Origin of the sequence: Pseudothermotoga elfii DSM 9442 = NBRC 107921 (genome assembly GCF_000504085.1) — a bacterium.
Classification (GTDB): Bacteria; Thermotogota; Thermotogae; order Thermotogales; family DSM-5069; genus Pseudothermotoga_B; species Pseudothermotoga_B elfii.
On the sequence record NC_022792.1, the window covers coordinates 1,221,025 to 1,247,906 of the forward strand.

At 37.1% G+C, this 26,882-nt stretch carries 25 protein-coding genes; 11 read left to right on the forward strand and 14 right to left on the reverse strand.

Going from position 1 to position 26,882, the window contains the following annotated elements; translation table 11 throughout:
* Positions 1 to 12 precede the first annotated feature (12 nt).
* Positions 13 to 1,533 (forward strand): FGGY-family carbohydrate kinase, encoded by a 1,521-nt coding sequence (locus TEL01S_RS05910; protein ID WP_012003196.1) that lies wholly within the window; start codon positions 13 to 15, stop codon positions 1,531 to 1,533.
* A gap of 32 nt (positions 1,534 to 1,565) precedes the next feature.
* On the opposite strand, the gene TEL01S_RS05915 is transcribed toward TEL01S_RS05910, so the two are convergent.
* The 8 genes from TEL01S_RS05915 to TEL01S_RS10715 all read right to left on the reverse strand — a co-directional run bounded on the left by TEL01S_RS05915 (position 1,566) and on the right by TEL01S_RS10715 (position 10,410).
* Positions 1,566 to 2,996 carry a DUF4127 family protein gene (locus TEL01S_RS05915; protein WP_028844028.1) on the reverse strand — a complete coding sequence of 477 codons (1,431 nt, stop codon included), beginning with the start codon at positions 2,994 to 2,996 and terminating at the stop codon, positions 1,566 to 1,568.
* Positions 2,993 to 4,318: an FAD-dependent oxidoreductase gene (locus TEL01S_RS05920; RefSeq protein WP_012003198.1), complete on the reverse strand. Its 1,326-nt coding sequence runs from the start codon at positions 4,316 to 4,318 to the stop codon at positions 2,993 to 2,995. Before TEL01S_RS05920 ends, TEL01S_RS05915 begins: the two co-directional genes overlap by 4 nt.
* Positions 4,319 to 4,343: 25 nt before the next feature.
* Positions 4,344 to 5,198, reverse strand: coding sequence for a carbohydrate ABC transporter permease (locus TEL01S_RS05925; RefSeq protein WP_144313077.1), 855 nt, complete (start codon positions 5,196 to 5,198; stop codon positions 4,344 to 4,346).
* Between the two features lie 2 nt (positions 5,199 to 5,200).
* On the reverse strand, positions 5,201 to 6,091 hold the full coding sequence (locus TEL01S_RS05930) for a carbohydrate ABC transporter permease (protein ID WP_012003200.1): 891 nt from the start codon (positions 6,089 to 6,091) through the stop codon (positions 5,201 to 5,203).
* Between the two features lie 56 nt (positions 6,092 to 6,147).
* Entirely contained in the window at positions 6,148 to 7,377 is a 1,230-nt protein-coding gene (locus TEL01S_RS05935; RefSeq protein ID WP_012003201.1) for an ABC transporter substrate-binding protein, read from the reverse strand.
* A gap of 39 nt (positions 7,378 to 7,416) precedes the next feature.
* Complete coding sequence (locus tag TEL01S_RS05940) at positions 7,417 to 8,094, reverse strand: hypothetical protein (RefSeq protein WP_012003202.1); 678 nt, start codon at positions 8,092 to 8,094, stop codon at positions 7,417 to 7,419.
* Complete coding sequence (locus TEL01S_RS05945) at positions 8,088 to 9,095, reverse strand: LacI family DNA-binding transcriptional regulator (RefSeq protein ID WP_012003203.1); 1,008 nt, start codon at positions 9,093 to 9,095, stop codon at positions 8,088 to 8,090. The genes TEL01S_RS05940 and TEL01S_RS05945 overlap by 7 nt, the downstream gene beginning before the upstream one ends.
* A 766-nt stretch (positions 9,096 to 9,861) precedes the next feature.
* Positions 9,862 to 10,410, reverse strand: a complete 549-nt coding sequence (locus tag TEL01S_RS10715) for a hypothetical protein (protein ID WP_051366181.1) — start codon at positions 10,408 to 10,410, stop codon at positions 9,862 to 9,864.
* Positions 10,411 to 10,598: 188 nt separating this feature from the next.
* Between TEL01S_RS10715 and TEL01S_RS05955 the strand changes: the two genes are divergently transcribed.
* The 5 genes from TEL01S_RS05955 to TEL01S_RS11030 all read left to right on the forward strand — a co-directional run bounded on the left by TEL01S_RS05955 (position 10,599) and on the right by TEL01S_RS11030 (position 14,153).
* Complete coding sequence (locus tag TEL01S_RS05955; RefSeq protein ID WP_028844026.1) at positions 10,599 to 11,762, forward strand: P-loop NTPase fold protein; 1,164 nt, start codon at positions 10,599 to 10,601, stop codon at positions 11,760 to 11,762.
* A 91-nt stretch (positions 11,763 to 11,853) separates the two neighbouring features.
* On the forward strand, positions 11,854 to 13,446 hold the full coding sequence (locus TEL01S_RS05960; RefSeq protein WP_028844025.1) for an ATP-binding protein: 1,593 nt from the start codon (positions 11,854 to 11,856) through the stop codon (positions 13,444 to 13,446).
* A gap of 63 nt (positions 13,447 to 13,509) precedes the next feature.
* Positions 13,510 to 13,728 carry a type II toxin-antitoxin system HicB family antitoxin gene (locus tag TEL01S_RS05965; protein ID WP_028844024.1) on the forward strand — a complete coding sequence of 73 codons (219 nt, stop codon included), beginning with the start codon at positions 13,510 to 13,512 and terminating at the stop codon, positions 13,726 to 13,728.
* Complete coding sequence (locus TEL01S_RS05970; RefSeq protein WP_028844023.1) at positions 13,721 to 13,963, forward strand: type II toxin-antitoxin system HicA family toxin; 243 nt, start codon at positions 13,721 to 13,723, stop codon at positions 13,961 to 13,963. Before TEL01S_RS05965 ends, TEL01S_RS05970 begins: the two co-directional genes overlap by 8 nt.
* A 49-nt stretch (positions 13,964 to 14,012) precedes the next feature.
* On the forward strand, positions 14,013 to 14,153 hold the full coding sequence (locus TEL01S_RS11030; RefSeq protein WP_154654504.1) for a hypothetical protein: 141 nt from the start codon (positions 14,013 to 14,015) through the stop codon (positions 14,151 to 14,153).
* Positions 14,154 to 14,270: 117 nt separating this feature from the next.
* Here TEL01S_RS11030 and TEL01S_RS05975 read toward each other — a convergent pair whose 3' ends face one another.
* The 6 genes from TEL01S_RS05975 to TEL01S_RS06000 form a co-directional block, all read right to left on the reverse strand.
* Positions 14,271 to 15,731, reverse strand: a complete 1,461-nt coding sequence (locus tag TEL01S_RS05975; RefSeq protein WP_269764071.1) for an FGGY family carbohydrate kinase — start codon at positions 15,729 to 15,731, stop codon at positions 14,271 to 14,273.
* A 62-nt stretch (positions 15,732 to 15,793) separates the two neighbouring features.
* On the reverse strand, positions 15,794 to 16,723 hold the full coding sequence (locus TEL01S_RS05980; RefSeq protein ID WP_051366183.1) for a sugar ABC transporter substrate-binding protein: 930 nt from the start codon (positions 16,721 to 16,723) through the stop codon (positions 15,794 to 15,796).
* Between the two features lie 18 nt (positions 16,724 to 16,741).
* A complete protein-coding gene (locus tag TEL01S_RS05985) occupies positions 16,742 to 17,701 on the reverse strand; it encodes an ABC transporter permease (protein WP_028844021.1) in 960 nt (319 codons plus the stop codon).
* Positions 17,698 to 19,182 carry a sugar ABC transporter ATP-binding protein gene (locus tag TEL01S_RS05990; RefSeq protein WP_028844020.1) on the reverse strand — a complete coding sequence of 495 codons (1,485 nt, stop codon included), beginning with the start codon at positions 19,180 to 19,182 and terminating at the stop codon, positions 17,698 to 17,700. Before TEL01S_RS05990 ends, TEL01S_RS05985 begins: the two co-directional genes overlap by 4 nt.
* 5 nt (positions 19,183 to 19,187) lie before the next feature.
* A complete protein-coding gene (locus TEL01S_RS05995; protein ID WP_051366185.1) occupies positions 19,188 to 19,994 on the reverse strand; it encodes a BtpA/SgcQ family protein in 807 nt (268 codons plus the stop codon).
* Positions 19,991 to 20,944 (reverse strand): sugar-binding transcriptional regulator, encoded by a 954-nt coding sequence (locus tag TEL01S_RS06000; protein WP_028844019.1) that lies wholly within the window; start codon positions 20,942 to 20,944, stop codon positions 19,991 to 19,993. The genes TEL01S_RS05995 and TEL01S_RS06000 overlap by 4 nt, the downstream gene beginning before the upstream one ends.
* Before the next feature lie 215 nt (positions 20,945 to 21,159).
* Here TEL01S_RS06000 and TEL01S_RS06005 point away from each other — a divergent pair, with 215 nt between their 5' ends.
* The 5 genes from TEL01S_RS06005 to TEL01S_RS06025 all read left to right on the forward strand — a co-directional run bounded on the left by TEL01S_RS06005 (position 21,160) and on the right by TEL01S_RS06025 (position 26,874).
* The gene (locus tag TEL01S_RS06005) at positions 21,160 to 22,131 is read left to right on the forward strand and encodes a mannose-1-phosphate guanylyltransferase (RefSeq protein ID WP_028844018.1); all 972 of its coding nucleotides are present in this window, start codon (positions 21,160 to 21,162) and stop codon (positions 22,129 to 22,131) included.
* Between the two features lie 31 nt (positions 22,132 to 22,162).
* The gene (locus tag TEL01S_RS06010) at positions 22,163 to 23,272 is read left to right on the forward strand and encodes a glycosyltransferase (RefSeq protein WP_028844017.1); all 1,110 of its coding nucleotides are present in this window, start codon (positions 22,163 to 22,165) and stop codon (positions 23,270 to 23,272) included.
* A gap of 111 nt (positions 23,273 to 23,383) precedes the next feature.
* Positions 23,384 to 24,466: a glycosyltransferase family 4 protein gene (locus TEL01S_RS06015; RefSeq protein ID WP_028844016.1), complete on the forward strand. Its 1,083-nt coding sequence runs from the start codon at positions 23,384 to 23,386 to the stop codon at positions 24,464 to 24,466.
* A 23-nt stretch (positions 24,467 to 24,489) separates the two neighbouring features.
* A complete protein-coding gene (locus tag TEL01S_RS06020) occupies positions 24,490 to 25,785 on the forward strand; it encodes an O-antigen polymerase (protein WP_028844015.1) in 1,296 nt (431 codons plus the stop codon).
* Positions 25,786 to 26,874 (forward strand): GumK N-terminal domain-containing glycosyltransferase, encoded by a 1,089-nt coding sequence (locus TEL01S_RS06025; RefSeq protein ID WP_028844014.1) that lies wholly within the window; start codon positions 25,786 to 25,788, stop codon positions 26,872 to 26,874. It begins immediately after the preceding gene.
* Positions 26,875 to 26,882: the final 8 nt, after the last annotated feature.

Below are 26,882 nucleotides of genomic sequence, written 5' to 3' on the forward strand. Positions count from 1 at the left end.
GGGGGATGAAAGATGTATTTGATAGGTTGCGACATAGGAACACAAAACACAAAGAGCGTTCTTGTGGATGAGAATGGCGTGGTAATCTGTGAAGCAACAAGAGAATACGAAGTGAACACACCCAGACCAAACTGGGCTGAACAATGGCCAGATATCTGGGTAAAAGCCGCTTTTGAAACTATAAAAGAAGTGGTAGAAAAATCAAATGTAGCAAAAAAAGAAATAGCTGGTGTTGCTGTTAGTGGCTTATATGGTGGTGCAGGTATACCTGTAGATAGAGATGTAAAGCCACTTTACCCCTGTTTGATCTGGATGGATAGAAGAGCTGTGAAAGAAACCGAATGGGTAAAAAAGAATATCCCAAGAGAAGAGATTTTTTCAATAACGGGAAATTACGTTGACTCATATTTCGGATTTCCGAAGATGATGTGGATAAAAAACAATGTTCCTGAGGTTTGGAAAAAAATATACAAATTCATATCACCAAAAGATTATGTGATTTATCAAATAACTGGTAGAATAGTGATCGACTATTCATCTGCAGGAAATCTCGGAGGAGTTTTTGATCTGAAAAACCTCACCTGGTCAAAACACATGTGCGAAATTCTTGGCATACCTATTGAATATCTTCCTGAAAAAATTGTCAAGTCATCAGATGTGGTTGGTAGTGTCACTAAGGAAGCATCGCAGTACTGCGGTTTATTGGAAGGCACTCCCGTTGTGGCTGGCGGCATAGACGCACCTGTAGCCCAGCTTTCTGCAGGTGCACTCAACGAAGGAGAGCACGTGGCAATGGTGGGCACTTCTACCTGCTGGGGGACGGTACATGACGGCAGTAAGCTCGCACCACAACTTGTCAATTACCCATATGTAGTTTACGATACAGAAAGGATCTATACTTTTGGTGGCTCGGCAACAACAGGCGCTCTCGCAAGATGGTTCAAAGAGCAATTTGGTGAATCAGAAACGGCTGTGGCAGAGAGGATGAACACATCGCCCTATCAGCTGTTTGATAAAGAAGTTGAAAAAATTGCACCAGGTAGCGATGGCATAATCGTACTTCCATATTTCATGGGTGAAAGATCACCAATCTGGGACCCATTTGCAAAAGGTGTATTTTTTGGCCTGAGTTTGTACCACAGCAGATCACACATATACAGAGCACTCATGGAAGGTGGAGCATATGCGCTGAGACACAATATGGAAGAGGGCATCAAAGCTGGTCTGAAATTAGACGACGAATGCTGGATCGTGGGTGGAGTTGCAAAATCAAATCTTTGGGTGAAAATCTTCGCAGATGTTACAGGTTTTAAGATGAGGCAGGTTGCAAGTTTAGTAGAAGCTCCTTTTGGCGATGCGTTCCTGGCAGGCCTTGGAACAGGCGTGATAGACAGACCGGAGGCAATTAAAAACTGGGTAAAATACAGAGAAAGTATTTCTCCTGACAAATCTAACAAACAGGTTTATGACAAATATTACCAGATCTTCAGAAAACTCTATGAAAATACAGCAGATTTGATGAAATCATTATGAAAATGGGGCAAGAGCCCCATTTTCGTGTTAGTTCAATGTTTGTATTCTCCATTCAATTCCACTTGGAGTTCGCATTCAAAGGTTCTGTTCCAAGGTAGCTTAAAATCTTTGAGTTCAATTTTATGAATGACAAAAATGCAAGATTTCTGTTTACACACACAAATGTTTTCATTAAAATATTTCTCTAAGAATTTATTACAACAGGGCTTAAAAACTTCATCGACGAATCTTCTGTATGTTTTTGACTTCTCAGAAACGTCATATATATTTTCTCCATTTTTCATTAACTCTCTTTCAAGCCATTCTCTCCAAACACCCTGATAAAAATGATCATCCAGAAGTCTTTCGAGGTAAAATTTAAATAAACCTATCTTATCTTTATTTGGTGCCTCTGCTATTTCTGCAAGTATTGTTCCCAAACTGTTTGAAGCTGTGTTCCAGGCAGAATATCCCTTTATTGAGCTGCCTCCGATTGCCAGAGCATCGTTAACAAAGTCGGGGTTAGATCCATTTGCTTTGAAGACATCAAGTATATAGATCTTTTTTCCAGTTTTCTTAAGTTTTTCAATGATTTTCAAGCTTCTCTCTTTGCTATTACCACTGATGAGTACCACATTTTCAGCATTTTCACTCACATTGAAACCAGTCAATCTCAGATGAGAATTTACGTTCTCCAGAAATTTCCTATCTTCGTAATCCATTATCTTAACTTTGGTTTCCTCACTATCGTATATCACATTGATAGTACCTTTGTTAAACGTTCTGATTAACAAATTCTGTAAAGCTTCATCTGCCCCGTTATGTATAAAACACTTGTCTTCAATTCCATATTCAGTAATTTTTTGCTTTAAAGCTTCCTCTTCTCTCTCATGAGGACCCCCTGGAAAAGTATCTTCAACGGAGAACACTATTAAATCAACTATGCCTTTCTTTACCAATTCAAGACATTTCAGGTTTATTTTATGATTCCTTTCTCTTGATTTCCAGTAATTTTCAATATAGCCTCTTGGAAAGTTTTTTTCTACCTTTTTTGCTTGCTCGGGGTTCGTTTTGAAAATTCTCAAATATGTGTTCATTTTCTCCCAGCACTCGTACGAACTTTCTGAAAAGACAGATGTTGATGCTCTTCTTATTATTGATGAAAGTTGTATGTTGCTATTCGGATTGAGTTTTTTGATAATCTTCAAAACTGATAATCTCTTTTCTGCCTCTTCAAAAGTTGTCCAATTTTCCCTTGATGCTATCAATCCTCCATAGCAAAGCATATCAGTTGAGATTATGTATAAATCTGCTCTTTGTCTAAGCAACCACTCAATCAGCAAGTTTATATCACCTGGTGTTCTATAAAAACCAAGAATATTTTTTGGAGGAAGTGTTACATCCAATTTGTATATATTTGCAAGATCAATTAAGAAACGATAATTTGGTGGCCTGTTATCCATAGGTAGTATGATTATTTTCAAAGTATACCTCCCATCCTTTTAATTTCACCTTGTAATTCTTGGTATCTTACATCTCTGATATTGCAATTTTCTCTTACGGCTATCGCGGCACAAATGCCAGCTGCTAAACCGATAGAAGCAGCAAGAGGACTCGTTCTAATTGCGGAGAAAGCTAAATGATCCGCGCTTATGTTTCTACCTGATAGTAAAACGTTATTCAACCCTTGTGGGAAAAGTGATCTTAGAGGGATTTGATATTCTCCCGGATAAGGAATTTTAATTGTTTTCAGCCCACTAGAATTCGGTGAATGTAAATCCACAGGGTAAGCTCCTATGGCTATTTTGTCTTGAAAATCTCTTGTCTCAAGTAAATCTTTAATTGTTAACTGGTAATCTCCAATTATATGACTGGTTTCTCTTATGCCTATCGTGCATCCCACTTGTTCTAATTTTGCACTTTCAAAACCAGGTATCTCATTATTGAGAAATTCCAAAAAGTTCCATATATCAAGGCTTGCACAGCTTTGAGCTCTGGTTAACTCCATTGGATCTGCCGCATATCCAGGATATCGAGTTGTATTCATGAAGACCTCGTCTTCTCTGAAAGGTACCTCAAAAAATAAGAGCCTATCACGTTTGAATCTCACATTATATTTTTCAAGTTTTTTCATGTGATCGAAGAATCCAGAAACAGCCAGATAAGAAAAATCTGGACTATTTGCAAGAGTAAACTGCTCAGGATTCGTCTGTATGTAACTGATTATTTCTTTCTTATTTACCCTGCTCAACTTCATTATCAGAGTCATAGGCTGGCATCTTTTTCTATCGTTATTTCCTTCCACATATGGGGCACCAGCTTTTATGCAAAAATTTCCATCTCCTGTCGAGTCTATGTAAATTTTTCCGTTTAAATTTATCTTTTTTTGCATTGTTGCTACTTCTATCTGAGTTACTGTTCCATTTTTTGTTTTAACATCACTAACGAGACATCCAAATAAATAATCAACGTTCTCCTGATGCAACATGTTTATCAGCACTGTTTTAAGTTTTTCCGGTTCAAACGGCGTTATGGTTTTTACAAAACCTATAGGGTCCTTTATATGTCCATAACTTCCTTTGATCTTTACTAATCTATCCACTATCTCTTGAGCAATAGCACCAGCTATCTGCCTCAGAGGTGAATGAAAAGTCATCATGGGATTAACCAAAGCATTCGTTAGTACACCGCCGAGAGCCATATCTTTTTCTAAAAGTAAAACGGAAACACCCATACGCTTTGCTGCAACAGCACTGCAAACGCCCGCAATTCCTCCACCTACTACTATTACATCGTAATCTGGCATAACTGCTTTCCTCCTCGGATAAGTATTATTTAATTCCTGAGCTTAAAGATATATCCGTAAAGTATTTTTGAAAAACGAAGAATACTATCACAATCGGGATTATACTCACTGTTGTTGCAGCCATAAGAGGTCCCCAATCTACTGTGTACCTGCTTTTAAAAGTTTCCAAACCTAGTTGAATGGTTCTCATATTGCTATCACTTGTTACAACCAAAGGCCAGAGAAAATCATCCCAAGCTTGTGTGAAAGTAAATATTGCAAGTGCGGCTAATGAGGGTTTTCCTAATGGCAAGAAGATTTTTGTAAATATTCTAAGCTCGCTTGCACCATCTATTCTGGCAGCTTCCATCAATTCTCGTGGAAATTGCATATAAAACTGCCTCATAACAAACACACCAAAAGCACTCATTATATGAGGTATCATAAGTCCAAAATAAGTATTAAGTAAACCTGTGCCGCCTCTGCCAAATATGTCATTTCCGCCGACAAGAGGGAACGATTTGACCAATAGAAACGTTGGAACGAGTGTAATCTGTATAGGAACCATCATGGTACTCAGCAAAATGAGAAAAAGAATATTTTTAAAAGGAAACTCAAGTTTTGCAAAAGCATAACCTGCGACTGAACAAAATATGAGATTTATGATTGCAGATGATAAAGCAACAATGAAACTATTCAAAAAGTATCTACCAAAACTTCGTGTCATAATTGCATTTTGATAGTGCTCAAAAGTCGGAGTTTTTGGTAAGAACGTGGGAGGCCATAAGAAAATCTCCTCATTGGATTTCACAGATGAGGTGATCATCCAAAAAAAAGGGAATCCCATTATAATAGCAGTGAAAACCAATAACATTATTGTCCATACTCTTCTGCTCTTCACACTTACACCTCTTTTCTCTTTCCCCACATAAAACTAAAAATGGAAAGAACCATTATGATGATGCCTAAAATAAATGACATTGCACTGGCATATCCCATGTTCATGTAGTCAAAAGCTGTTCTGTATACAAGTAATCCTACTGTCGTAGTGGACTGTAATGGTCCTCCACCGGTCATAACGTAAACTTCTGTAAAAGTCTGCAAAGTGCTTGCAAGACCAACTATTAGAACATATATATGAACGGGTCTTAGAAGTGGAAGTGTGATTTTCAAGAATCTTTTGAATTTTGTCGCGCCATCTATCGAAGCAGCTTCATAAAGGAATTTGGGAATTCCTTGAAGACCTGCAAGATAAATAAGCATATTCCAGCCGACCCCGCGCCATACTCTCATCACTACCAGTGAATGTAACGCCCATTTCGTATCCTTTAAGAAATTAATAGGTTGTATGTTGAAAAGCGAAAGTAAATAATTAAGAATACCAAATTGTGCATCATAAAGCCATATCCAGATCATACTTGCAGCTACCATTGGGGTTATTACCGGCAGATAGTAAATTGCTCTGAATATACCAACTCCTCTAATACTATTATTTACGAGAAGAGCGAGTAGTAAAGAAATGATCATATTCAGTGGCAATACTTCTGCGGAAAACTGAGAGGTTTTGAGAACAGCATTCCAGAATTCGGAATCTGTTAGTGCTCTTAGGTAATTGGAAATTCCTACAAAATTAGCTTTTCCAAATCCCGAGAAATCGGTGAAACTGAGATAAAGCGAAGCAAAGATTGGTACTATTCTGAATATCATATTGTATATGAAAACAGGTGCAATAAGTAAAAAGGCAGTAAAGATTATCCGCTTCTGCAATGTGTGCAATTTTCTTTTCCCGGTCACTTTTTATCACCTCAAAGAAAACTTGCCGATCCCGTTAAGGATCGGCAAAGCAAATCTTATTTGAGTTTTTTGATTTCCTCTGCAGCTTTATCAAGGGCTTCTTTTGGATTCACAACTCCTCTAATTGCCTGTTCCAAGTACTTAGATAGAATATCCCTTGCTTGTACCCAGAATGGCACGTTTGGATTTCCAAATGCATATTTTGTACCAAGCACAAACATTTTGATTACAGGGTCAGAAGACACAAAGCTCGCCTCAGCTGCAGATTGCCTTGGTGGGATACCACCCAGTGAGCTATTGATTTTAATTATGGAATCTTTTGATGTCAAATGAGAAAGAACTTTAATTGTGGAGTCAAGATTTTTTGTTGTGCGTGAAACCATAAAACCAGCAAATGAGTAAAACGCAGCTTTGGTATATCTTGCTGGTGAAAGACACAGCTGTATGTTGTCAAAGGCATCAGGTGCATACTTTTTAAATGCACTCATGGATTCGGAGGTTACAAATGCCATCGCGGCTGTCCCTGCTGCTATTGGTTCAAGGTTTCCAACTGCAGAGAGTCCATATTCCGAAGTAACTTTGTGTTTTCGTATAAGATCTACATAAAATTGAAGGGCCTCAGTGCCTTCTGGTCCGTTAAATATTGGATTAAATTCTTCATCAAAGAGCCTGCCACCATTCGCAATTAAGAACATTGTCCATACTTGTTGCAAATCGATTCCTGAGACTGGGAGGTCTAAGCCCGCAATTTTTAATCTCGAACCTTGCCATTCTGTGGTGGCAACTGCAAAGGCTTTAAGTTGCTCCCAAGTAACAGGAGGTTCATTAGGATCTAAACCTGCTCTCTTGAAAAAGTCTTTTCTGTAAGCAAGAAGCCTTCCAGAGCCAAAAACAGGTATAAAGTATGTCTTTCCTTTGTAAGTCCCCACATTCAAAGCTGTACCAAAGTCATCACTATTTTCGATTTGTGAGAGATACTCATCCAGTGGAAGAATCAATTCCTTCTCAGCAAACCCAGCCACTGCAGCCTGGCCATGCATGAATATGTCAGGACCTATACCACCAGCGAAAGCGGTCATCAGTTTTGTAGAAAGCTCTCCCCATGGCACAAAATCAACTACCATGTCTATATCTGGATTTTTTTCCTCAAATTCTGGTACTATTTGTGACTCGACAACATCCATAAAACTTTTCGTTGTACCTGCAAACCATACGGTAACTTTCTCTTTCGAAATTCCTGTCACAAGTGCCAGAACTAGAAACAAGGAAACAACTACTTTTTTCATAATTATCCCTCCTTTTGGATAAAAATATATATTCAAAAATCATCCATGAATGACTTTTCCATACTCTCTTACAGCCTTGCTGAAATCTCTTAAATTAACTCCTGTTACTATAGGGCCTATTATTATTCCCCGAAATCCCATTTCTAAAAGCCTTTCACATTCCGTTGATGATATTTTCTTTTGAGTGGGCACAAAAGCAGGTAGTTCAGTCATGCTAAGAATTTCTTTGTATTTTGTGATATCGAGGAGTGTAAGAGGTTTTCCATAATCACTTGGGTTTATGATGGAAACTTCCACAGCATCAGCACCTATCAAAACAAGATGTTTGACCATATAAAGTTCATACGTATAATTGAGTGCTAACATTTTTGCCATATTACTGTTAAGCAGATATAGTGGAGCATAGTCTATATAAACGTCGAAAAACGAGAAACCTGAATCTTCCATTTCCTTAATTTCAGAAGGAGAGGCCATTGTTTCTGTACCAGGGACAATGCCCATACAACAGTTTAATTCCTTTATTTTTTCAACCTCAGATTTTATTGCCTTCCATGAAGTATGGATTTGACCAGTTACTCTGTGTTTGAGATTTACGTGCAGCTTGATAGCATCAGCACCATTATCAATTGCTGCTCTCGCATAATCCAAAGAATTCTCAGGAAGGCTCACAATAAGAAGTGGTTTTTCTGAAGATAAAAGCTCATGAAAATTCAACATAAATCACCCCTGACCAAAGTCTCCCCATTTATTACTGTGGGCTCGACAAAGACAACCCCTTTAGCTTCAGTATTGCCATCAAGTAGTTCGCGTAGCATCAGAAAAGCAATTTTCCCTAATAAATATGGATTGAGCGAAACAGTAGAAATCTTAGGAGTGATGTGTTTGCAAAAACTCAATCCCCCAAAGCCAAGCAATCCTACTTCCTTAGGGACTTTGAATTTTAAAACATTCAGTTCTTCGAGGGCACCTTTTGCAAGCCAATCAGTAGTACAAAAAAGAGCTGTTCTGTAAGATCTCAGAAATTTTTCATGTTCTAAAACAGCCTTTTTGCCTGCCTTCTCGTCGAATTCTTCAAGCTCTATTATCTTAATATCATCAGTGCTTTTTCCTCTTTCTTTAAAGGATTTCAGAAAACCTTCTACTCTGTCGGAAAAGGTGGAAATAGATCTTGGACCAGTTATAACACACACTTTCTCATAATAAGTTTTTAGAATCTCGACTCCCGCTAAGTATCCTCCACGAATATTGTCATTATTCACTGATGGAAAGGATTCAAGTCCGTCATATTTGCCTATAAGTACAACTGGAAGCTCTATTTTGAGGAGAAAATTTTTCATGGACTCTGGCATAGGGATACCGCCAGCAATTATTCCATCAACAAGATTTAGAGGCACAAGAGTGTTGTCGAACTCTTCAATTGATGAAACTGTTTGAACTAAGTAATGAAAATTCTCCTTAGTAGCGTTTTCGAGAATGCCTTTTTGAACTTTTGAAAAAAACTCATCACTTTCCATTGATTCATGAGGATTGGCAACGAGGAGCATTATTATTTTATCGTTTCCTATTTCAATACTGGTTTTGTAACCTAATTCGCGAGCAACCCTGAGGATCTCCCGTTTTGTCTTGTCGCTGATACGTGGATCATTTTTAAGCGCTCTGGAAACAGTTGAAATGGAAAATCCTGTAATCTTCGAAATATCTTTCAATGTTCCAGCCACAAAACATCCTCCTTGCAAATTATGCAAATAAATATCACTATAAGTATAACATATTTAGATCGAAAGTCAAGCAGCGCAAATATCAAAAACATCTGTTTTATTCGTTGAATAAAGCATATCATAGCTTGAAACAAGGAGAATTGAAATTACACATAATCAAAAAATGAGTTATGCAAAATATGCAAATTTATCAATGTTAAGTCAGAAGGTTCCACCTTCTGTAAGGTAGAGATGAATAGTTTAACAAAGACCTGAAAAAATTAATGGACATGATTTTATAATAAAGATGGTAAGAAAAGGCAAAGGTAATATTCAAGGTACAGTTTTTGGAGTAATAAAAAATATGGCGAAATGCCTCTCAAGGCATACGCGGCAAAAGGTGTATGTGAACCACCCTGCGAGAATGAGGCACCCAAAAAGTGCAAACTCCTCAGGAAGCCTCAACTTGTAGAAACGAGGGTAGTTCGCAATAAAGTATTTCAACTCTTATTCATCTTAGCATTGGTATCATGAAATATCTTTTCATTAGTTTCGAATTCTCAAAATCACGTTTCATCTAAACTGTTTGCTCAATACTAAAATTAACGACTCTCACAAAGTAGTTGGAAAACACCTCCAACTCACTTTTTATGTCTAATATACCGGCAAATTTGACAAAATGTGAAAAAATGGGGCTCTTGCCCCATTTTTTATTGTGTTTTATAAATACTCGTGTTTCAACAGTGCCTCAAAGTTTTTATTTAATATTTCACAAAATCACCGAAAACTATAAAAACAGCATTGGAATTGGATAAATTATAGCTTCAGTAGCACTGCCTGTATCATCGACAAATACCGCGAAGAAATAGCCATCATCATTAATTATCAGAAATGGTAATGAGAAAGAAGTTATTGTGCCATCTTCAGTCTCACCTTGAACAGTCATCATATAAGTCTTTTGGACAAAATCTGGTGGATTTGCCCAATTATAAGACAAAAGCTTGCTGTCAATTTCGCTGAGCCCTTTGAGCTCTACACTTGTAAGTGTAGAGGGCCAAATGAAATCGAAAAGAAAAATACCAAACACCTCTACCCCATCGATCACATCTGTATCTGAAGCATCTTGATCAGGAATATAAACGAATTGCTTGATCAACTGCATGAACTCTGTTGGGCTTGAATCTGGGTTAGGGATATCAGATTCGAAGGCATCTAAAACAGTATTTAGCAAATTTTCAGCCGTTTGGTTGACATCTGTAGCTGTTGGAGAAATAAGCCCACAACCTGCAAGTACGAATAAGCCCGCAATCAGAAAAGTTAGAAACACCATTTTCACACAACCACCCCCTTGTGCTTAATAAATGTTATCATTATTTCGAAATAATGTCAACTTACTTTTACTCTGACTATCTTTTTCTGAAGATCTTTTTTTCAAGATAATTTTTCAATCACAACTGTCACAGTTTGTAGACAACTATCACATAAGTCACAATCTGTGATGTTATAATTATACCTGGTGGTCAAATGAAAAAAGATGATATAAAACATATCCTGAAAGCACTTTTTGATGAACCCCTCTCCTCTAAGGATCTACTTGTTGACAGAGAAAAAGAAATAGATTCTCTCAATATGGTGTGCTCACTCCAGCCGGCGGGAGTTTATGGTGTGTGCGGCGAAACGGGTGTTGGAAAAACAACTGTGTTGAACTTCGTTAATCCCGATGAAGGAGAAAGGATTTATCTGAAGCTCACAGAAAAAGAGAGCAAGGAGATAATAATTGCCGATATGCTTTACAAACTCGCTATGGAAGTAAAGAAAAGCAAAGCCACAGAGCTTTCGAAAATTGCAAAGCAAGTGATTGATTTCGTTGTCGAAGAAAGAAGTGAAACCAGTTCTCTTGGAGCGGCTGGAGGAGTTTTTGTGACAGGAAATTTTTCTAAAAGCACAACTCGCACAAAGAAATTCAATATTTATCAAACTTATGAATTGTTTGATGAACTCCTTGAGGCTCTATTGAAAAAATACAATAAAGTCGTTTTGCTTATAGATGAACTGGATAAAGAAAAAAAGGAAGAAGTGCTTGTAATTCTCGATTCGCTCAAAACTGTTTTTGGTAAAAACGGACTATTGGTAATACTTTCTTTGCCATTTGCGATATACAGGGAATACGTGAGAGACAGATTGAGATGGAACGAATCTGGGAATTTAGAGAATATACTGAAAGACACATTTTTTATAGAGCCACTCGATGATAAACAAATACAGCAAATGATCTCAAAAAGGTTGATAGCTTATCCAGACTATTTCGATGGTGACGCTCTTTATGAAATAGCGAGATACAGTGATGGAAACCCAAGAGATGCCCTTTGGATTTCTCAACAGATCGTTCAGAATAATCTCGATAACGAAAGAATAACAGGACAAATAGCAAGAGAAACTATTAAAAAGATAGTCAAAAGATATTTTGGAAGTTCCTGGGAATTAACAGATCTTCAGAAGAAGGTGCTTCGTATAGTAGCGGACCACCAGGGAAGTAGAAATGCTATAGTAAAAGAACTCGAGAAAAAAAACGTAAAAAGGCAAACCGCCTATACTTATATAAACCGTCTGAAAGAAGATGGGCTGATAATTGAAAGAGATGAAAAATTAAGGGTTTCTGGGAAGATATTCTATTTGATCTCATCCTGATCTGTCACAACTGTCACAGTTTGTAGACAACTGTCACACAAGTCACATTATCCTCAAGAATATCCATGACATAATAAGGTGGGGTGAAACTGTGAAGAAATTACCGATAGGTATAAACGATTACAAACAGATCATAGAGGGTAATTACATATATGTAGACAAGACAAGATACCTGCATGAGATGGCAACGACAGGGATATATTATTTTCTCTCACGACCAAGGAGATTTGGGAAGAGTTTAACGGTCAGCACATTTTATTATCTATTCACAGGACAAAAAGAACTGTTCAAAGATACATGGATATACAACAACTGGGATTGGGAGAAAGAGAGATATCCTGTTGTTGTATTGGACATGAACAAAATAGACAGTACAGATCTTGAGACATTGAGAGAGAGTATTCAGATGATGTTATTAGATTACTCCAAGGAGTACGGTATAGAATTTCAGACCAAAACGATATCGAACAGGATACAGGAATTGATAAAAAACATTCACTTAAAGACATCAAAGCCTGTAGTTTTACTGATAGACGAATATGAGAAGCCGATATTGGATCACATAACAAACAAGGCAAAGATAGAAGAGATGAGGAATGAACTAAGGCAGTTTTATGGGAAGATAAAGAGTCTTGGCAGTTCGCTGAGGTTTGTATTCATAACAGGCATAACCAAATTCACAAAGATGGGTGTATTCAGCGCGTTGAATAATCTCACAGATATCACTTTCAGTGAATTTTATTCGCAGATGCTTGGATATACACAACGAGAAATAGAACACTATTTCAGTGAACACATAACAAAAGTGAGCAGAGAAATGAAGATGACAGAAAAAGAATACCTTGAAACCTTGAAAAGCTATTACGATGGTTTTTCTTTTGATGGTCTTCATCATGTATACAATCCCTATGCTGTATTACTTGCGCTGTACAACAAAAAATTTGCTTCATACTGGAACGAATCTGGAGCTCCACAGTTCATTTTCGAATATTTCAAAACTCACAAAGTTACAAGAGATGATCTGGTAGGGAAAATAGTTCCTGAAAGTGATTTTACTGACAAAGAAATAGAAGATACATCACCTGGTATCTTTCTAACTCAAGCGGGATATTTAACACTAACAAAGAGAGTATCACCAGATCCCAAGCAAGGACCGATGTACATATTGGGTATACCCAATATAGATGTAGAGGCAGGGTTAGATAAAGTATTGTTAGAAGCGAGATATGGCATGAACACAAGTGAAATAAACCAAAAGATATACATAATACGTGAATCAATGGCAAAAGAAGACGTAGAGCAATTGATGGGGGCGATACAATCAGCATTAGCAGAGATAAGTTATGATGTTATTGAAAGGATAAAACGATCAGGGAAAGAAGATAAAATAACCCAGCTTGAATCATTTTACCAGACATATATAAAGACCTTACTTGGTGTCGCTGGGTACAAAGTGATAGAAGAACAGATAACGAATACGGGAAGGGCAGACTTAGTGGTGAAAACCAACGGTACAGTGTACATATTCGAATTAAAAATAGACCAACCTGCGAGGAAAGCGATAGAACAGATAAGACAAAAAAGATACTATGAATCATACAGATACAAAAGATGTTATTTAGTGGGTATAAGTATCTCAAGTGAAGAAAGAAATATAAAAGAATGGAAATATGAAAGAGTCTGAGGAGTAAATTTTTGCTTCGTGTTAAGATAGACATGAGATTCTGTCTATAGAAGGTGATGTTAAATGAAACTCAAAGAGATGATTTTCATAGTAGAGGAAGATCCGGAGGGTGGATATAACGCCAGAGCTTTAGATTATAGTATTTTTACCGAATCAGACACCTTAGAAGCGCTCAAAGAGAATATAAAAGACGCTATAAATTGCCATTTTGAAAAAATTGATGACAGACCAGATATTATTCGACTCCACATTGTAAGAGAAGAAACATTTACATATGGCTAAACTTCCACGAAACCTTTCAGGTAGGGAGCTTGCCAAATTACTTAACGGGTATGGTTATGAGATCACAAGAAAGAGCGGCAGTCATCTGAGATTGTCCTCAAATATTATGGGTTATGAACATAGAATCACCATTCCAGATCATTCTTATCTCAAAATAGGTACCTTAAATAACAACATAGCAGAATATCTGAAAATACCCAAAGAGCGTTTGATAAATGAGCTTTTTAGCAAGTGAAACTCGTTGTACGTTCCTTTGGCAAAAATAAAATCAGAGGAGGTCTAAAGTGAAAAAACTACCAATAGTAATAAACGATTACAAACAAATCATAGAAGGTAACTACATATACATAGACAAGATACCTACACGAGATGGCAACAGCAGGGATTTATTATTCTCCATTACAACCAGGGAGATTTGGGTATAAGCGTCAATGAAAGTATGAGAAGGCCTAAAAATGTCTTCGCCAGATTTTGCACAAATATTTCTCAGCAATTCTTTCACTCTGAAATAATGCACAGCCGTATGTATTTCTTAATACACTTTACTCATTTGTTTTGAATTCAAATAACTTTGTGAGGGCATCATAAAGCATCTCAAATTTTTCTACAAGGTGTGTATACACGTTATGAATATTCTGGTCTGGCAAAATTATTTTAATTTGAGTACTACTATGAATTTTCAGAACCTCATCCAGCGAAAAATGAGTGCTCATAGCCATTAAAGCATCTCCAAATGATGCATCAATATCTGGATAAACTCTAAGGGCCATCCCTGTGATATTCGATATTACCTGAAGAAGCACATCATCTTTCGAGAGACCTCCTGTTACATAAATCTTTTCCGATTGTTTTAGATGTTTTTCTAATTTTTTCAGAATAACAGCGAGTTCAAAACCAATAGATTCTCTAACAGCAATATACAAATCTTTCGAAGAACTATTACTTGAAATGCCATATATAACACCAGTAGCATCAGGGTTGTGAAAGGGACATCTCGCTCCATCAAAATAAGGAAGCACAATTATACCGGTGGGAGATAAATCAATTTTTTGTAAAAGAGATTTCGAAGGCCTTGTAAAAAGTTGACCTGCATGATTTACAAATCTTCCTCCCGACGATGTAGCACCTCCTAAGCGATACTGTCCAGGAATAACAGATACTCCGCTAACAAAACCTTTTTCGAAATTTAATGCATCAAGAGTAAGAAGAATACTGACAGTGGAACCAAGCACAACCAACAAATCACCAGGATTTATAGCTCCACAACTAATTGCTTCTGCATTTATATCGCAAGCGCCAGTCAGAACCATCGTACCTTTCTTTAATCCTGTTTCTTTTGCTGCTTTTTCAGTGACTGTACCCAACGACTGCAAAGGCCAGGTAAGTTCTGGAAATTTATTTATTTCGAGGCCCACAGATTCCAGTATTTCGATGGGGTAATTAAGCTTATGCAAATTGATCAATTGACATCCAGCTGCTGTGGGTAAATCCCAAGCAGCTTGCCCTGTTAGCTTCCCCGTTATAAAATTAACACTTTCAACGAAAAAAACTGTTTTTTTATATACATCAGTGACATTTTCTTTTAACCACAGTATTTTTGGCAAAACAGAATGAGTTGTGAACGATGAACCCAATTGGTTTGTGAGATAATCTTCGCCAAAACGATCATTGAGTTTTGAAACAAGAGAAGCTGATCTCTTATCAATTCCGTACAAAATGGCGTTGTACAGAGGGTCGAAATTGCTATTTACCGGAACAAATGAACCACAGACAGAACTCAAACAAATAGAATTTATTTCTGATAAATCCACGTCTTTTGATATCTTCCTTAAAACATCAACAAAACCTTTCCACCAGGAGGCAACAGGATTAACTTCGTAAAAACCTGGCTGAGGATTCAAGATTTTGATTTTGTTTTTGTGAGAAGTTACAATATTTCCCAGTTCATTCAAGACAGTTGCTTTGATTGTTGAAGTTCCAACATCAACACCAAGAAAAAATATTAAAACCTCCTTTCCTGATTAAAAAGGCGGGCGATAATCGCCCACCCTTTATTGTTTTAAATCTACTCGCCTTTTGTGAGATGTTGATCGACATTACCAATGTCAACAAGCGGCGCATCCACATATATAATCTTACGTGGAGCCGCTTCAGCTGCAGGTATTTTGTCGACCACTATTTTCCTGATCAAATCAATTGCAACAGACGCCATTTCTTCAAAAGGCTGAGCAACCGTTGCGGTCATGATACCTTCTTTGATCCTCCTGAAGGTTTCCTGATTGCCATCAACACCGACAACGATAACATCCTTAAGGTCATATTCTTGAAGCACGTCAGAAGCCGAATACGCCAGCTGATCAAAAGCGCACCAGACACCGTTAATCTGTTTACCAAATCTCTGCGCATAAGTTTCCATTGCCGAGCGGGTATCTTCCATAAATCTTGCCGATGCAGGTACAGTGTATTCAGCCAGTACCTTTATGCCCGGATATTCTGAGAGAACCTGATCCAAAACCTTTCCCCTTTTTCTCGTACCATGATGTTTTTCAAACTTGATCACAACTATATTGCCCTGACCGCCCAGTGAATCAACAAAATATGTAGAGATCTTCGCACCCATGACAAAATTGTCACAGGTGATATCCGCAACAACTCCTTCAACATAACCTGAATCAATTGTTATCACAGGAATTTTCGCGGCAAATGCCTTCTCAAGCGCTGGTTTGATTTCCAAAGGATGAGACATTGCCATAACTATGGCGTCAACTTTCATTTGAACAAGGTTTTCCAGCTGATTTGCTTGTGTCTCATATGAACCTTTTGAATTAAGCATAACTGGTTCCCAGCCATTTGCCTTTGCCAGTTTTTCAAATGCGTTTGCCACTCTTGCCTGAGATTCAGCAGCAAAATTCGTGGCGATAAATCCGACTTTAATTGCAAAAGCACTTCCCACTAAGAGTAAAGAGATAACCACAAAAATCACAGTGGCTTTCATTGAAACACCCCCTTTCAGTTACGCCCTCTCCAATTTGAGGGCGTGGATTGATGTTATAACTACTGAAAGAATGATAATTATCCCCTTTGCAATATCATGTACATAATAAGGAACCCCCAATAAAGTCATGCCATTGTTCAGGATACCTACAAGAAGTGCCCCCACAAAAGTTCCTATAGGGCTGGCTCTTCCAACACTGATTACAGTTTGCCCAAGAAGTGCTGTTGCAAACCCATCCATTAGAAAACCAGCGGCTCCTTCAGGATTAGCAGCTCCAAGCCGAGATGTCAATAAAATGCCGGTAAAAGCAGCGCCCAGACTTGAAAAAACTAAGCCAAGAATTTTATATGCAGTCACATTCACTCCGGCCAACAGTGCAGCAGTACGATTACCGCCCGTTGCTTGCATATAGCGGCCAAAACGAGTTTGCTTTACAAAAACCTGTGCTGCTATCAGGACAATAAACATGATTATCACAAGAATAGGAATAGAACCTATCATCCCTCGGCCAAGCTGGAGAAATGGAGCTGGCATATGACCATAGACAGAAACACCCTTAGTGTACATATAAGTAACGCCACTCACTATTATGCCCATAGCCAGAGTCGTTATCAAAGAAGAAATGCCAACGAGAGTCACAAGCAATCCGCTGAATAGTCCTATAGAAGCTCCTATAGATAAAGCAATAACTATACTTATCAAATAATTTAAACCACTGACTATCAACTTAGCCACAATAACACTTGAAAGGCTTGCCACATTGGCAAATGACAGGTCCAGTTCTCCTACTATAAGACACATAGTAAAACCAACCGATAATATGAAAAGAAGTGACATCTGGCGAAGTATGTTTATAAAATTAGAATAACTGAGAAAACCAGGCACAATTATTGAAAAAACGATAAACAGAAGAATCAAAGCTGCTATAGTGCCGTACTTTGCAAAAAAACTGGTCATTCCGAATTCCTTTTTTATCAAAACTCCTCACCCCCCAGCATTTGCCGAAGTATTTGCGCTTCATTAAAAGGTCTTTGATGTTCAGAGATGATTTTTCCTTTTCTCATGACATATATACGATCAGATATTGCTACCAGTTCTTTCAGATCAGAGCTGATGAACCAGATAGCCGCTCCATTTTTAGCAAGATCTCCCATGATTTGATAAATTTCTCTTTTAGCTTCTACATCTATTCCCTGTGTTGGTTCATCAAAAATCCACACCTTTGCTTTACCGGCAAACCACTTTCCCAAAGATACTTTTTGCTGATTTCCTCCGCTGAGTGTTCTCACCATTTGGCGCAATGAAGAACATCTTATAGAAAGTCTTTCTCTTATTCTTTCGCTTATTTGAGCAACCACTGATTCAGCAATAAATCCCATATTAGAAAGATTTTTCAATACTGGCAGGGTCAGGTTTTCTTTTATAGATAAATCCAGTATCAAACCTTCTGTTCTCCTGTTTTCCGGGATCATTACAATTCCATTTTTAATAGAATGCCAGCTTGACTTAGATACAAATTTATTACCAAAAATGTAGATTTCGCCACGATCGAATTTTTTGCCAAGGTAAATTGCACGTGCAAGCTCTGTTCTTCCAGCTCCAACAAGTCCAGCAAATCCAACTATCTCACCTGAGCGTATGTTGAAAGAAACATCATGAATACCCATTTTATCGAAACTCACATTTTTTGCTTCGAAAACTATTTCTCCAGGTTCAACACATTCTTTGGGATATTGTTCCTTAATGCTCTTGTCTATCATTAATTCAATTAATTCATCTTCAGTAACTTTTGAACTTTCTACTGTAGACACTTTTATTCCATTGCGAAGAACAGTTATTCGGTCGCACAGGTCCAAAACTTCAGAGAGGTAATGTGATATGTAAAGTATCGTCACCCCTTTTGCTTTTAAATTTTTAATCAATTCGTACAAACTCTTCTTTTCAGATAAACTTAAAGGTGCCGTTGGTTCATCAAAAACGACTACTTTTGGATTTCTGAACAGGATTTTCAAAATCGTCACCATCTGCTGCTGCCCCGGACTGAGTTCGTTCACAGGTATATCAAGTGGTACTTCAATCTTGTATCTGTTCAAGAGCTTGTTTGCTTGTTTGAACATCTCACGCTCAATGAGAAAGGAGCCCTTAGAAATTTCAAAGCCCAGAAAAAGATTTTGGAGCCCGGTGAAAAAGGGCACCAGCTCTCTTTCCTGGTAAACAGCTCCTATGTATTTGTAAGCCTCTGAAATATCCCATTTTGAAACCTTCGAACCATAAATTAGAATGGATCCAGCAGTCGGTTTGATAACTCCCGTTAATATCTTGACAAGTGTTGATTTGCCAGCCCCATTTTCTCCAACAAGCCCATGGATTTCGCCTTCTTTCAAGTCGAAATCTACATTATTAAGCGCAAGAATCCCGGGAAACTGTTTGCTTATACCCAGCATTTCTACAACATTCATGGAAGTTACTCCTTTATGCATTTTTTAGCTTTTTCAATCAGGATTCTCGCTCTTTCTTCATCTATTGGGTTGAAAGTATTTCCGTTCTTCTTTATACTTGTACCAACAATAATTCCATCTGAAAGCTCCAGCATCCGCTCGATGTTGTTCACATTTACACCTGTTCCAACAAAAACGGGTTTTCCTGCCGAATGATCTCTGGCTTCTAAAATATCTGATTCACTCACCGGTTTTCCCGCAGTTGTTCCTGCTAAACATATAGCGTCAGCGAGGCCAAAGAAAACAGCTCCCGTTGTGATATCCCCTATGCTTCGCCCTCCCAGCGGGGTAGTGTGCCCGCTTACATTTGCGAAGATTTTGCATTTACCATGCAAGCTTGCCTTAATTCTTTGAAGGTTGCCGGCATCAGGGTCAACTATTCCCCAATCACCAACATAAACCCATGAAAGAAAAGTTCGCACAAAATTTGCTTCGACCGCTTCTGCTACAGATATGGCTGCCTCTGGGTCGGCAAGGACAGAGACGCCAAAGGGTATCTTCACCTTTGAGACAACTTTTTCTATCAATCTGGCCATTACTGCAACAGTGTATTTCGAAACATTACGCAGATAAGGTCTATCCCCCTCGTTGCTGAAAACTATACCATTGTAACCGAGTTTTACAAGTATTGATGCCTCTTTCAAAGCCTGATCTGAAATTTCATTCAAAGTTACATCTGGATTGTACAGAGGTGATCCAGGCAATGGTGGAAAATGCACCATACCGATTATAGGTTTTGAGGTACCAAACATTTCTTTAAGCATCTCAGTCATGATATACCCCCTTCTTCATTTAACAGTCTTGATGCTGTTTCGCTATCTGTGACGAGAATATTGACGTATTTAGCCTTCAAAGCAGCTTTTATAGCCCTGTATTTTAACCTTCCCCCGCCAATACCGATTCTCACAGGTATATTGCGAAGTTCTTCAAGAGGAATTGAAACAAGTTTTCTGTTGAAATCAATATCCAGTACATTCCCATTTTCATCTATTAAATATCCCAGAATATCACCCACAGCCCCTAATTTCTTTGCCTCATGGATATGATTTTCATCTGGAACTAACTGTCGAAAAAGGCCGTGTTCTATCTCGGGGCCTATTGAAAATATTGCTGTGTCAATATGTTTCCACAATTGCGTTATTGCAGAAATTTGAGGTTCTTTCATAATTAATTCTCGAAGGTTCTGACTGCTCACATAAGCAGGTGCAGGCAAAATGTGATAATCACTTCCGAGCACGCTTGCAAATTCTGTCACAAGCTTGTTTGTCTCGTGTTCAAGATCGTATAAACTCCAGCCTCCCATCAGTGGCACCAATTTTATATCTTCCATAAAATGATCTCTGGTGAAAGAACTGACTAATTCTGCTATTGTTTCACCAGGTCCAATACCAACAATTACACCGGGGGATAAAGTCTCGATAACCAGATTTGTAGAATGGAGCGCCAGTAATCTCTTCAAACTCGACTGGCTCTCATTCACATTTTGAGAAATAACAAGACTTTTTACCAATTCAAAGCGCCTTGCAAGAGATCTTTCCAGAATCTCCACGCGCTCGCGGGGGTCAGTTATTTCAAATTTAACTATTCCCACCCGGCTGGCTTCAGCAAGCATTCTTGATACTGTAGCTATAGATGTTTTCAGTTCTTTTGCAATCGCCCGAAGGGGTTTTCTCTTCAAATAATATAATTTTGCTACCTTGATCAATTCACCATATTCGTACATATTTATCACCTTGAAAAATTATACAGAAAAAATTTTCACACACCAAACATCATAAGCACAAGTAATTACAAGCCACACCGAGAAAGAACAAGAATCTGGTGTTATTCTTACAGTAATCAACAAATATCAATAAAAACCGTGAGATTTGAAAAGCAATGTCTGTGTGATATACTAATGTTGTAAGTTAGAGATACAATACAATCAGGAGGCATATAATGAAAACAATAATCTTGGCTGGGGGAAGCGGGGAACGTTTCTGGCCGTTGTCGACGGTCCAGACACCAAAGCAGTTTCTAACAGTCTTTGGTGAAAAGACATTACTCAGACAGACCTTTGAAAGACTCTCCTTCAGAGCCAGTCCAAAAGACATATACATAGTGACACACAAAAACTACAAAGAAAAAACCCTTTCTGAAATACCCGAGCTTCCTGAAGAAAACATCCTCCTTGAACCTTCAAAGAAAAACACCGCACCTGCATGCACTTTTGCAAGCCTGAATTTTCAGAATAACGAAACCATTTTCATAGTTCCTGCAGATCACTACATACCCCAGACGGAAAAATTCTGGCATTGTGTTGAAAAGGCTCAAAGATTTCTCGAAGATCACGAAGGTATAATTACTTTTGGAATAGTTCCATCAAGGCCTGAAACAAGTTATGGCTATATAGAAATAGATGAACAGATCGAGCAAGATATATTTTCTGTGAAACTGTTTCGGGAAAAACCAAATTACGAAACAGCTGTGGAGTATGTAAATTCAGGAAGTTTTTACTGGAACAGCGGTATGTTCATGTACAAAAAAGATTATTTTGTAGAACAGATGAAAAAACATGCGCCGCAGGTAATTGAACCATTTTTAAACCAGACAGATATAGAAAGTGTTTATCAAAAAGTACCATCTGTAAGCATCGATTATGCATTGATGGAAAAAGCAGATAGAATATACATGGTAAAAAGCGACTTTATCTGGTCTGATGTTGGAAATTTCAAATCATTAAAAGACCTTGGAATAAAAAATTCACCCGGTGTGGTATTAATAGACAGCAACGCATTTGTTAAAACTACAAAGCCAACGATGGTTATTGGTTTGAAAGACGTAATCGTCGTGGAAACAGAAAACGGCATATTGATTGCCGATGAAAAACAACTTGAAAGAATAAAAGAAGGTTTGGGAAAGATTGGGTGAAAATGGCATTTCAAACACTGGAGGCCATGTTGTGGAAAATAGAGATAAGATAAAAGTTTTACAACTGATCACACGATCAGACTGGGCAGGAGGTCAAAAAGTACTTTATTCCATAGTCTATGGTTTGAAAAAGTATTATCCAGATCAGTTCGAAGTTGAAGTTGCCTGTGGTCCAGAGAACGGTCAATTGATAGAAGAATTAAAAAAGATAAATGTGAAAGTACATGTCATTCCTGATCTTGTAAGAGAGATTTCTCCAGTTAAGGATCTGAGGGCTTATTTTCAAATAAAAAGACTCATAAAGGATGGAAAATACGATGTTGTTCACTGTCACTCTTCGAAAGCCGGTTTTTTGGGAAGAATAGCCGCAAAAAGAGCCGGTGTTAAAAACGTGATCTACACGGTTCATGGATGGTGGGGAATAGAACAGTACAGAGGTTTAAAAAGAAAACTCCTCATCCTTGCCGAAAGGTTCGCCGCAAAATTCTGTGATAAGATCGTACTGCTGTGCCACAGAGAACTTTTGAAAGCCAAAGAATGGAATATAGGAAAAGACTCACAGTACGTTATCATTCCAAACGCTTTGATTCCTCAGCCACCTGCATCCAGAGGAAAACTGAGAAAAGAACTCGGCATACCAGAAAACACAAAAATAGTAGGAAACGTGGCAAGACTGGATCCCCCAAAAAATCCTCTCAGGTTTCTTGAAGTGGCAGAGTTGGTTCTCAAAGAAAGAGACGATGTCGTTTTTGTATGGATTGGTGGAAGCATCGTCGACGACAGTTACGGAAAACTCGTACAAAAATGGCTCGACGAGCATCCGGATGTGGCAAAGAAAGTGTATTTTCTTCCTTTCAGAAAGGACGCTGTGGAACTCATGGCAGATTTTGATGTGTTTCTGCTCACCTCCGATTCTGAAGGAATGCCGCTTGTGGTACTTGAAGCGTTAAACCAGGGAGTACCCGTTGTGAGCACAGATGTAGGATGTGTGGGAGAGATGATAGACAGCGTTTATTCAAAAAAAGAGGATCTTGCATTAAATCTCCTCAAGATACTGAATGAAAACGACTATGTAAGTCATAGATATAAAGAGATATACGACAGGTTCATAGAAAATCATATATCGATCTATAGGAAGTGATCGATTGATGGAGGGTTTATCAATCAAGAGAGGATATTCATCCAACAGTATGTTTGACACATTCTTGGCAAAAATTGTCTTGGTAAGTTATATTTCGGAGGTGTAAATCTCGTGATAGTTATAAACGGAAAATTTCTTCTTCAAAACATAACAGGCACGCAACGTGTAGCATTCGAACTTCTGAAAAAGATGGACGAATATTACAGCCATTTCAATGATAAGATAGTAGTTGCAGTTCCCAATAGAGAAAAAATTCCTGAAAATTTGTGCTTGAAAAACATCTTATTGATTCCAATAGGCAATCTTAAAGGATCTTTATGGGAGCATATAAATCTTGCAAGATTTGTACAAAAAAACGATGCAATCTGTTTCTCGTTCTCAGGTGCCTTTCCATTGTTTGTGAAAAGAGGGGTTTATTATTTGCATGATATTCATCCTATCCAATATAAGCAATACTTCTCAAGAAGATATAGCATATATCAAAAAATCATTGTCAATCATGTCTCAAAAGCTAAAGATATATTCGTTTTGACTAACTCTGAACATACTAAGTTAAACATACTGCGGTGGTTTCCGTCCTTAAAAGAGAGAATTTCCATAGTATATCCTGGTTGGGAACATACAAAGCGATACAACTTAAGTGATGAAGTTTGCGTAAAATGGGGAGTTAAGAAACATCAATATTACGTGGTCTTAGCCACTTTAACAAAACATAAAAATCTTGAAATAGTATTGAAAGTTGCCTCTGAAGAGAAGGATAAGATATTTGTGATTATTGGCCAAAAGCCAAGTAATCAAGTCTTAAGATCTTTGAATTTACAGGTAAATACTATCGATCAAAAAAATATCATTTTTACAAATTATATAAATGATGAAGGGGTATTTTCACTTATTAAATATGCAAAGGCAGTCATAGTTCCTTCTATTTTCGAGGGTTTTGGATTGCCAATATTGGAAAGTTTGTCACTACAAACACCCGTGATAGCCTCTAAAATAGAGGCTTTTCAAGAATTGTTCTCTGATGTTGTTACATTCTTTGATCCATTCAATGTATCAAGCTTAAAAGAAGCACTCGAGAATTTAAAATTCGATGAAGATAAAGCCAAAAATCTTCTCGAAAAATACTCATGGGAAAGAGCTATTTTATCTCTAATAAAGGTATACAAAATTATGAGAGAGCACAATTATTTCTGATCTCTTCGAGGAGGTTTTAAAAAATGAAGATCAAAACACTTATTTCACCAATAGTGATTACACCCTTGATATTTTTAAGTCAATTTTTTATATGGTTATTAACTTTTGAGAGACTTAAAAATACTGTCCCCGGATTAGAAAGTGTTTCTTACCATTTAACAGCTTCTGCTTTTCTTAAATATATGCTCTTTTTTGGATTCCTATACTTCTTCATAATATTAGGGTTCTTTTCGATTAAAAATATACAAAAATTGAGAGTTAGAAATGCCCAACATTCAGCGCAATGTATTAAATTGTCTAATATTTTTTTAATACAAATTGCAGACTTATTACTTCTCCTTGTGTTGATTTCAGAAATAATTAATTTTTACATTATGTGGGATTTACTCAAAAAACCAACAATATTGTTTTCACAAGGACTTGGTTTAGCTAATCTTGCTTATGTGACTTTACAGGATGAAAGCAATTGGTTTAGAACCTTTTATAATTTCCTTCCAATAGTTGTGGGCATATATACTTATTTTCTTTCAAGTCTGCCGGCAGAAAGATATAACCTTACAAAAAAAAGGCTCAAAATAAAGCTTGTAATCTCTTTCATAGTATCTATGATGCTTTTTTTTAGGGGTGCCAGGCAACTAACAATTGTTATTTTGTTAGTATTTGTCGCTTTATATGCCAAATATAAAATAGGTTTTAACAAGAGAATAAGTATCAAACTAATACTATCTTTGGTTATACTACTTTTATTCTTAATAGTATTTTCCGAAATACTTCGTTTTGGCGTTTTAAACGCAACAAGAAGGGATATAGGATTATTTTCATTAGAAAATATCTCAGATGTCATTAAATATATTTTGGTCGCCTATTTAGGTAAGAATGTAAATAACGCGATGATCATTTTTGATAGTAACCCTACTTATTCTATGTTTGGCACAGGTAGTAGATTGATATATAGCATCATTGAAAAAATAGTATCTCCTCCACATTTTACTCCATCATACTATCTTGGTCCTCATGGAACTGTAGATTTTACAGCACTGACTTGGGAAGACTGGGGATGGGGTGGGCTTATTGTGATTTCCTTAATAGGTTTCCTTATAGGGTTTTCATACAAAATGTATTTGATTACGAGAACCAGTTTTTTCTGGAATTTGTTATATTCGATAGTCTATCCCGGGACTTTTTCTTGCATAAGAATAAATTACTTTTTCTTAAACGTATTTATATATCCATTTATCATTTTAATGTTCTCATGGGTTATTGAACAATCCTTTCGCAAACACAATAAAATATTTCAATTCAATAAGGAGGTGCTTTGAGTGAAAGTTTTAGTAATATCATCAATTCCTTGGAGTAATTCTAATAGAGGAATTGATATTCTCTGCCAAGCACTTGCTGAAGAAGGGCACAGTGTGACGCATCTTGTTTTTCCTGTGTACAGAATGAAAAAAAACACAAAATTCCCTTCAAACAAGCCCGTACAACAAATATATGCCAACAGTATTTTAATTCCCTATGATGATAACTCAATGTTTTGGCTTCCGAAAATTGCTATGAAATTAACTCACTGTAATCACATTAGAAGTGTTAAGAATATTAATTTTAACTCATATGATCTCGTAGTTATAGAATCAGGAAAGCCTTTGTTTTTAGTTGATATTATACCCCAAAATGTGAGTTTAATATACAGGCAGTCTGATCCTGTGTGGGTCTTAATGAAGAGTAAGTACTTAAGGAAACTAGAAGAAAGGGCTATAAAAAAATCCGACCTAGTGCTTATTGTAAGAGATATATTCCTTAATTATATAGACCCTGGTTTTCGAAACAAGGTATTTACTTGGAAAAATGGTTTTAGTGCACCAATCCCTAGAAAAATGGATAATCCATATTGTTCAAATGGCTTAAAAAAAGCTGTTTACGTAGGTTTTACCCCTATTGACTACAAAACCCTTGAGCATATTTCTTCAGTCCATTCAGATGTAGAATTTCATATAATTGGTAATTGCCTTTCTTATTTTGAAAAGAGAGAACTTAGAAAGAAAAAAAATATCTTTATTCATGGATACATGACGCCTGAAGATTATTTGCCATATGTAAAACATGCGGATTTTGCAATTGTTCCTTATAATAGAAAAAAAGAAGCTTTCAAGTTTATAGGTTTAAACAGTAAATATCTCTTATTCATGTACTTTAATCTTCCAATTGTTTCCTACAAACCAGGCTTGGTTGAAGAATTTGGGGATTTACCAGTACTTTTTGCGGAAGATATTGATGAATTTTCCAAACAAGTTGAAACTGCCAAAAGAATTGGAAAGATCGATTATAACATTGATTTTGATTACTATTCCTACGAAGGTAGAAAAAAAGAATTGCTTGAAATTTTGGAAAAAGCAAGAATAATAGGATAAGCCTTTAT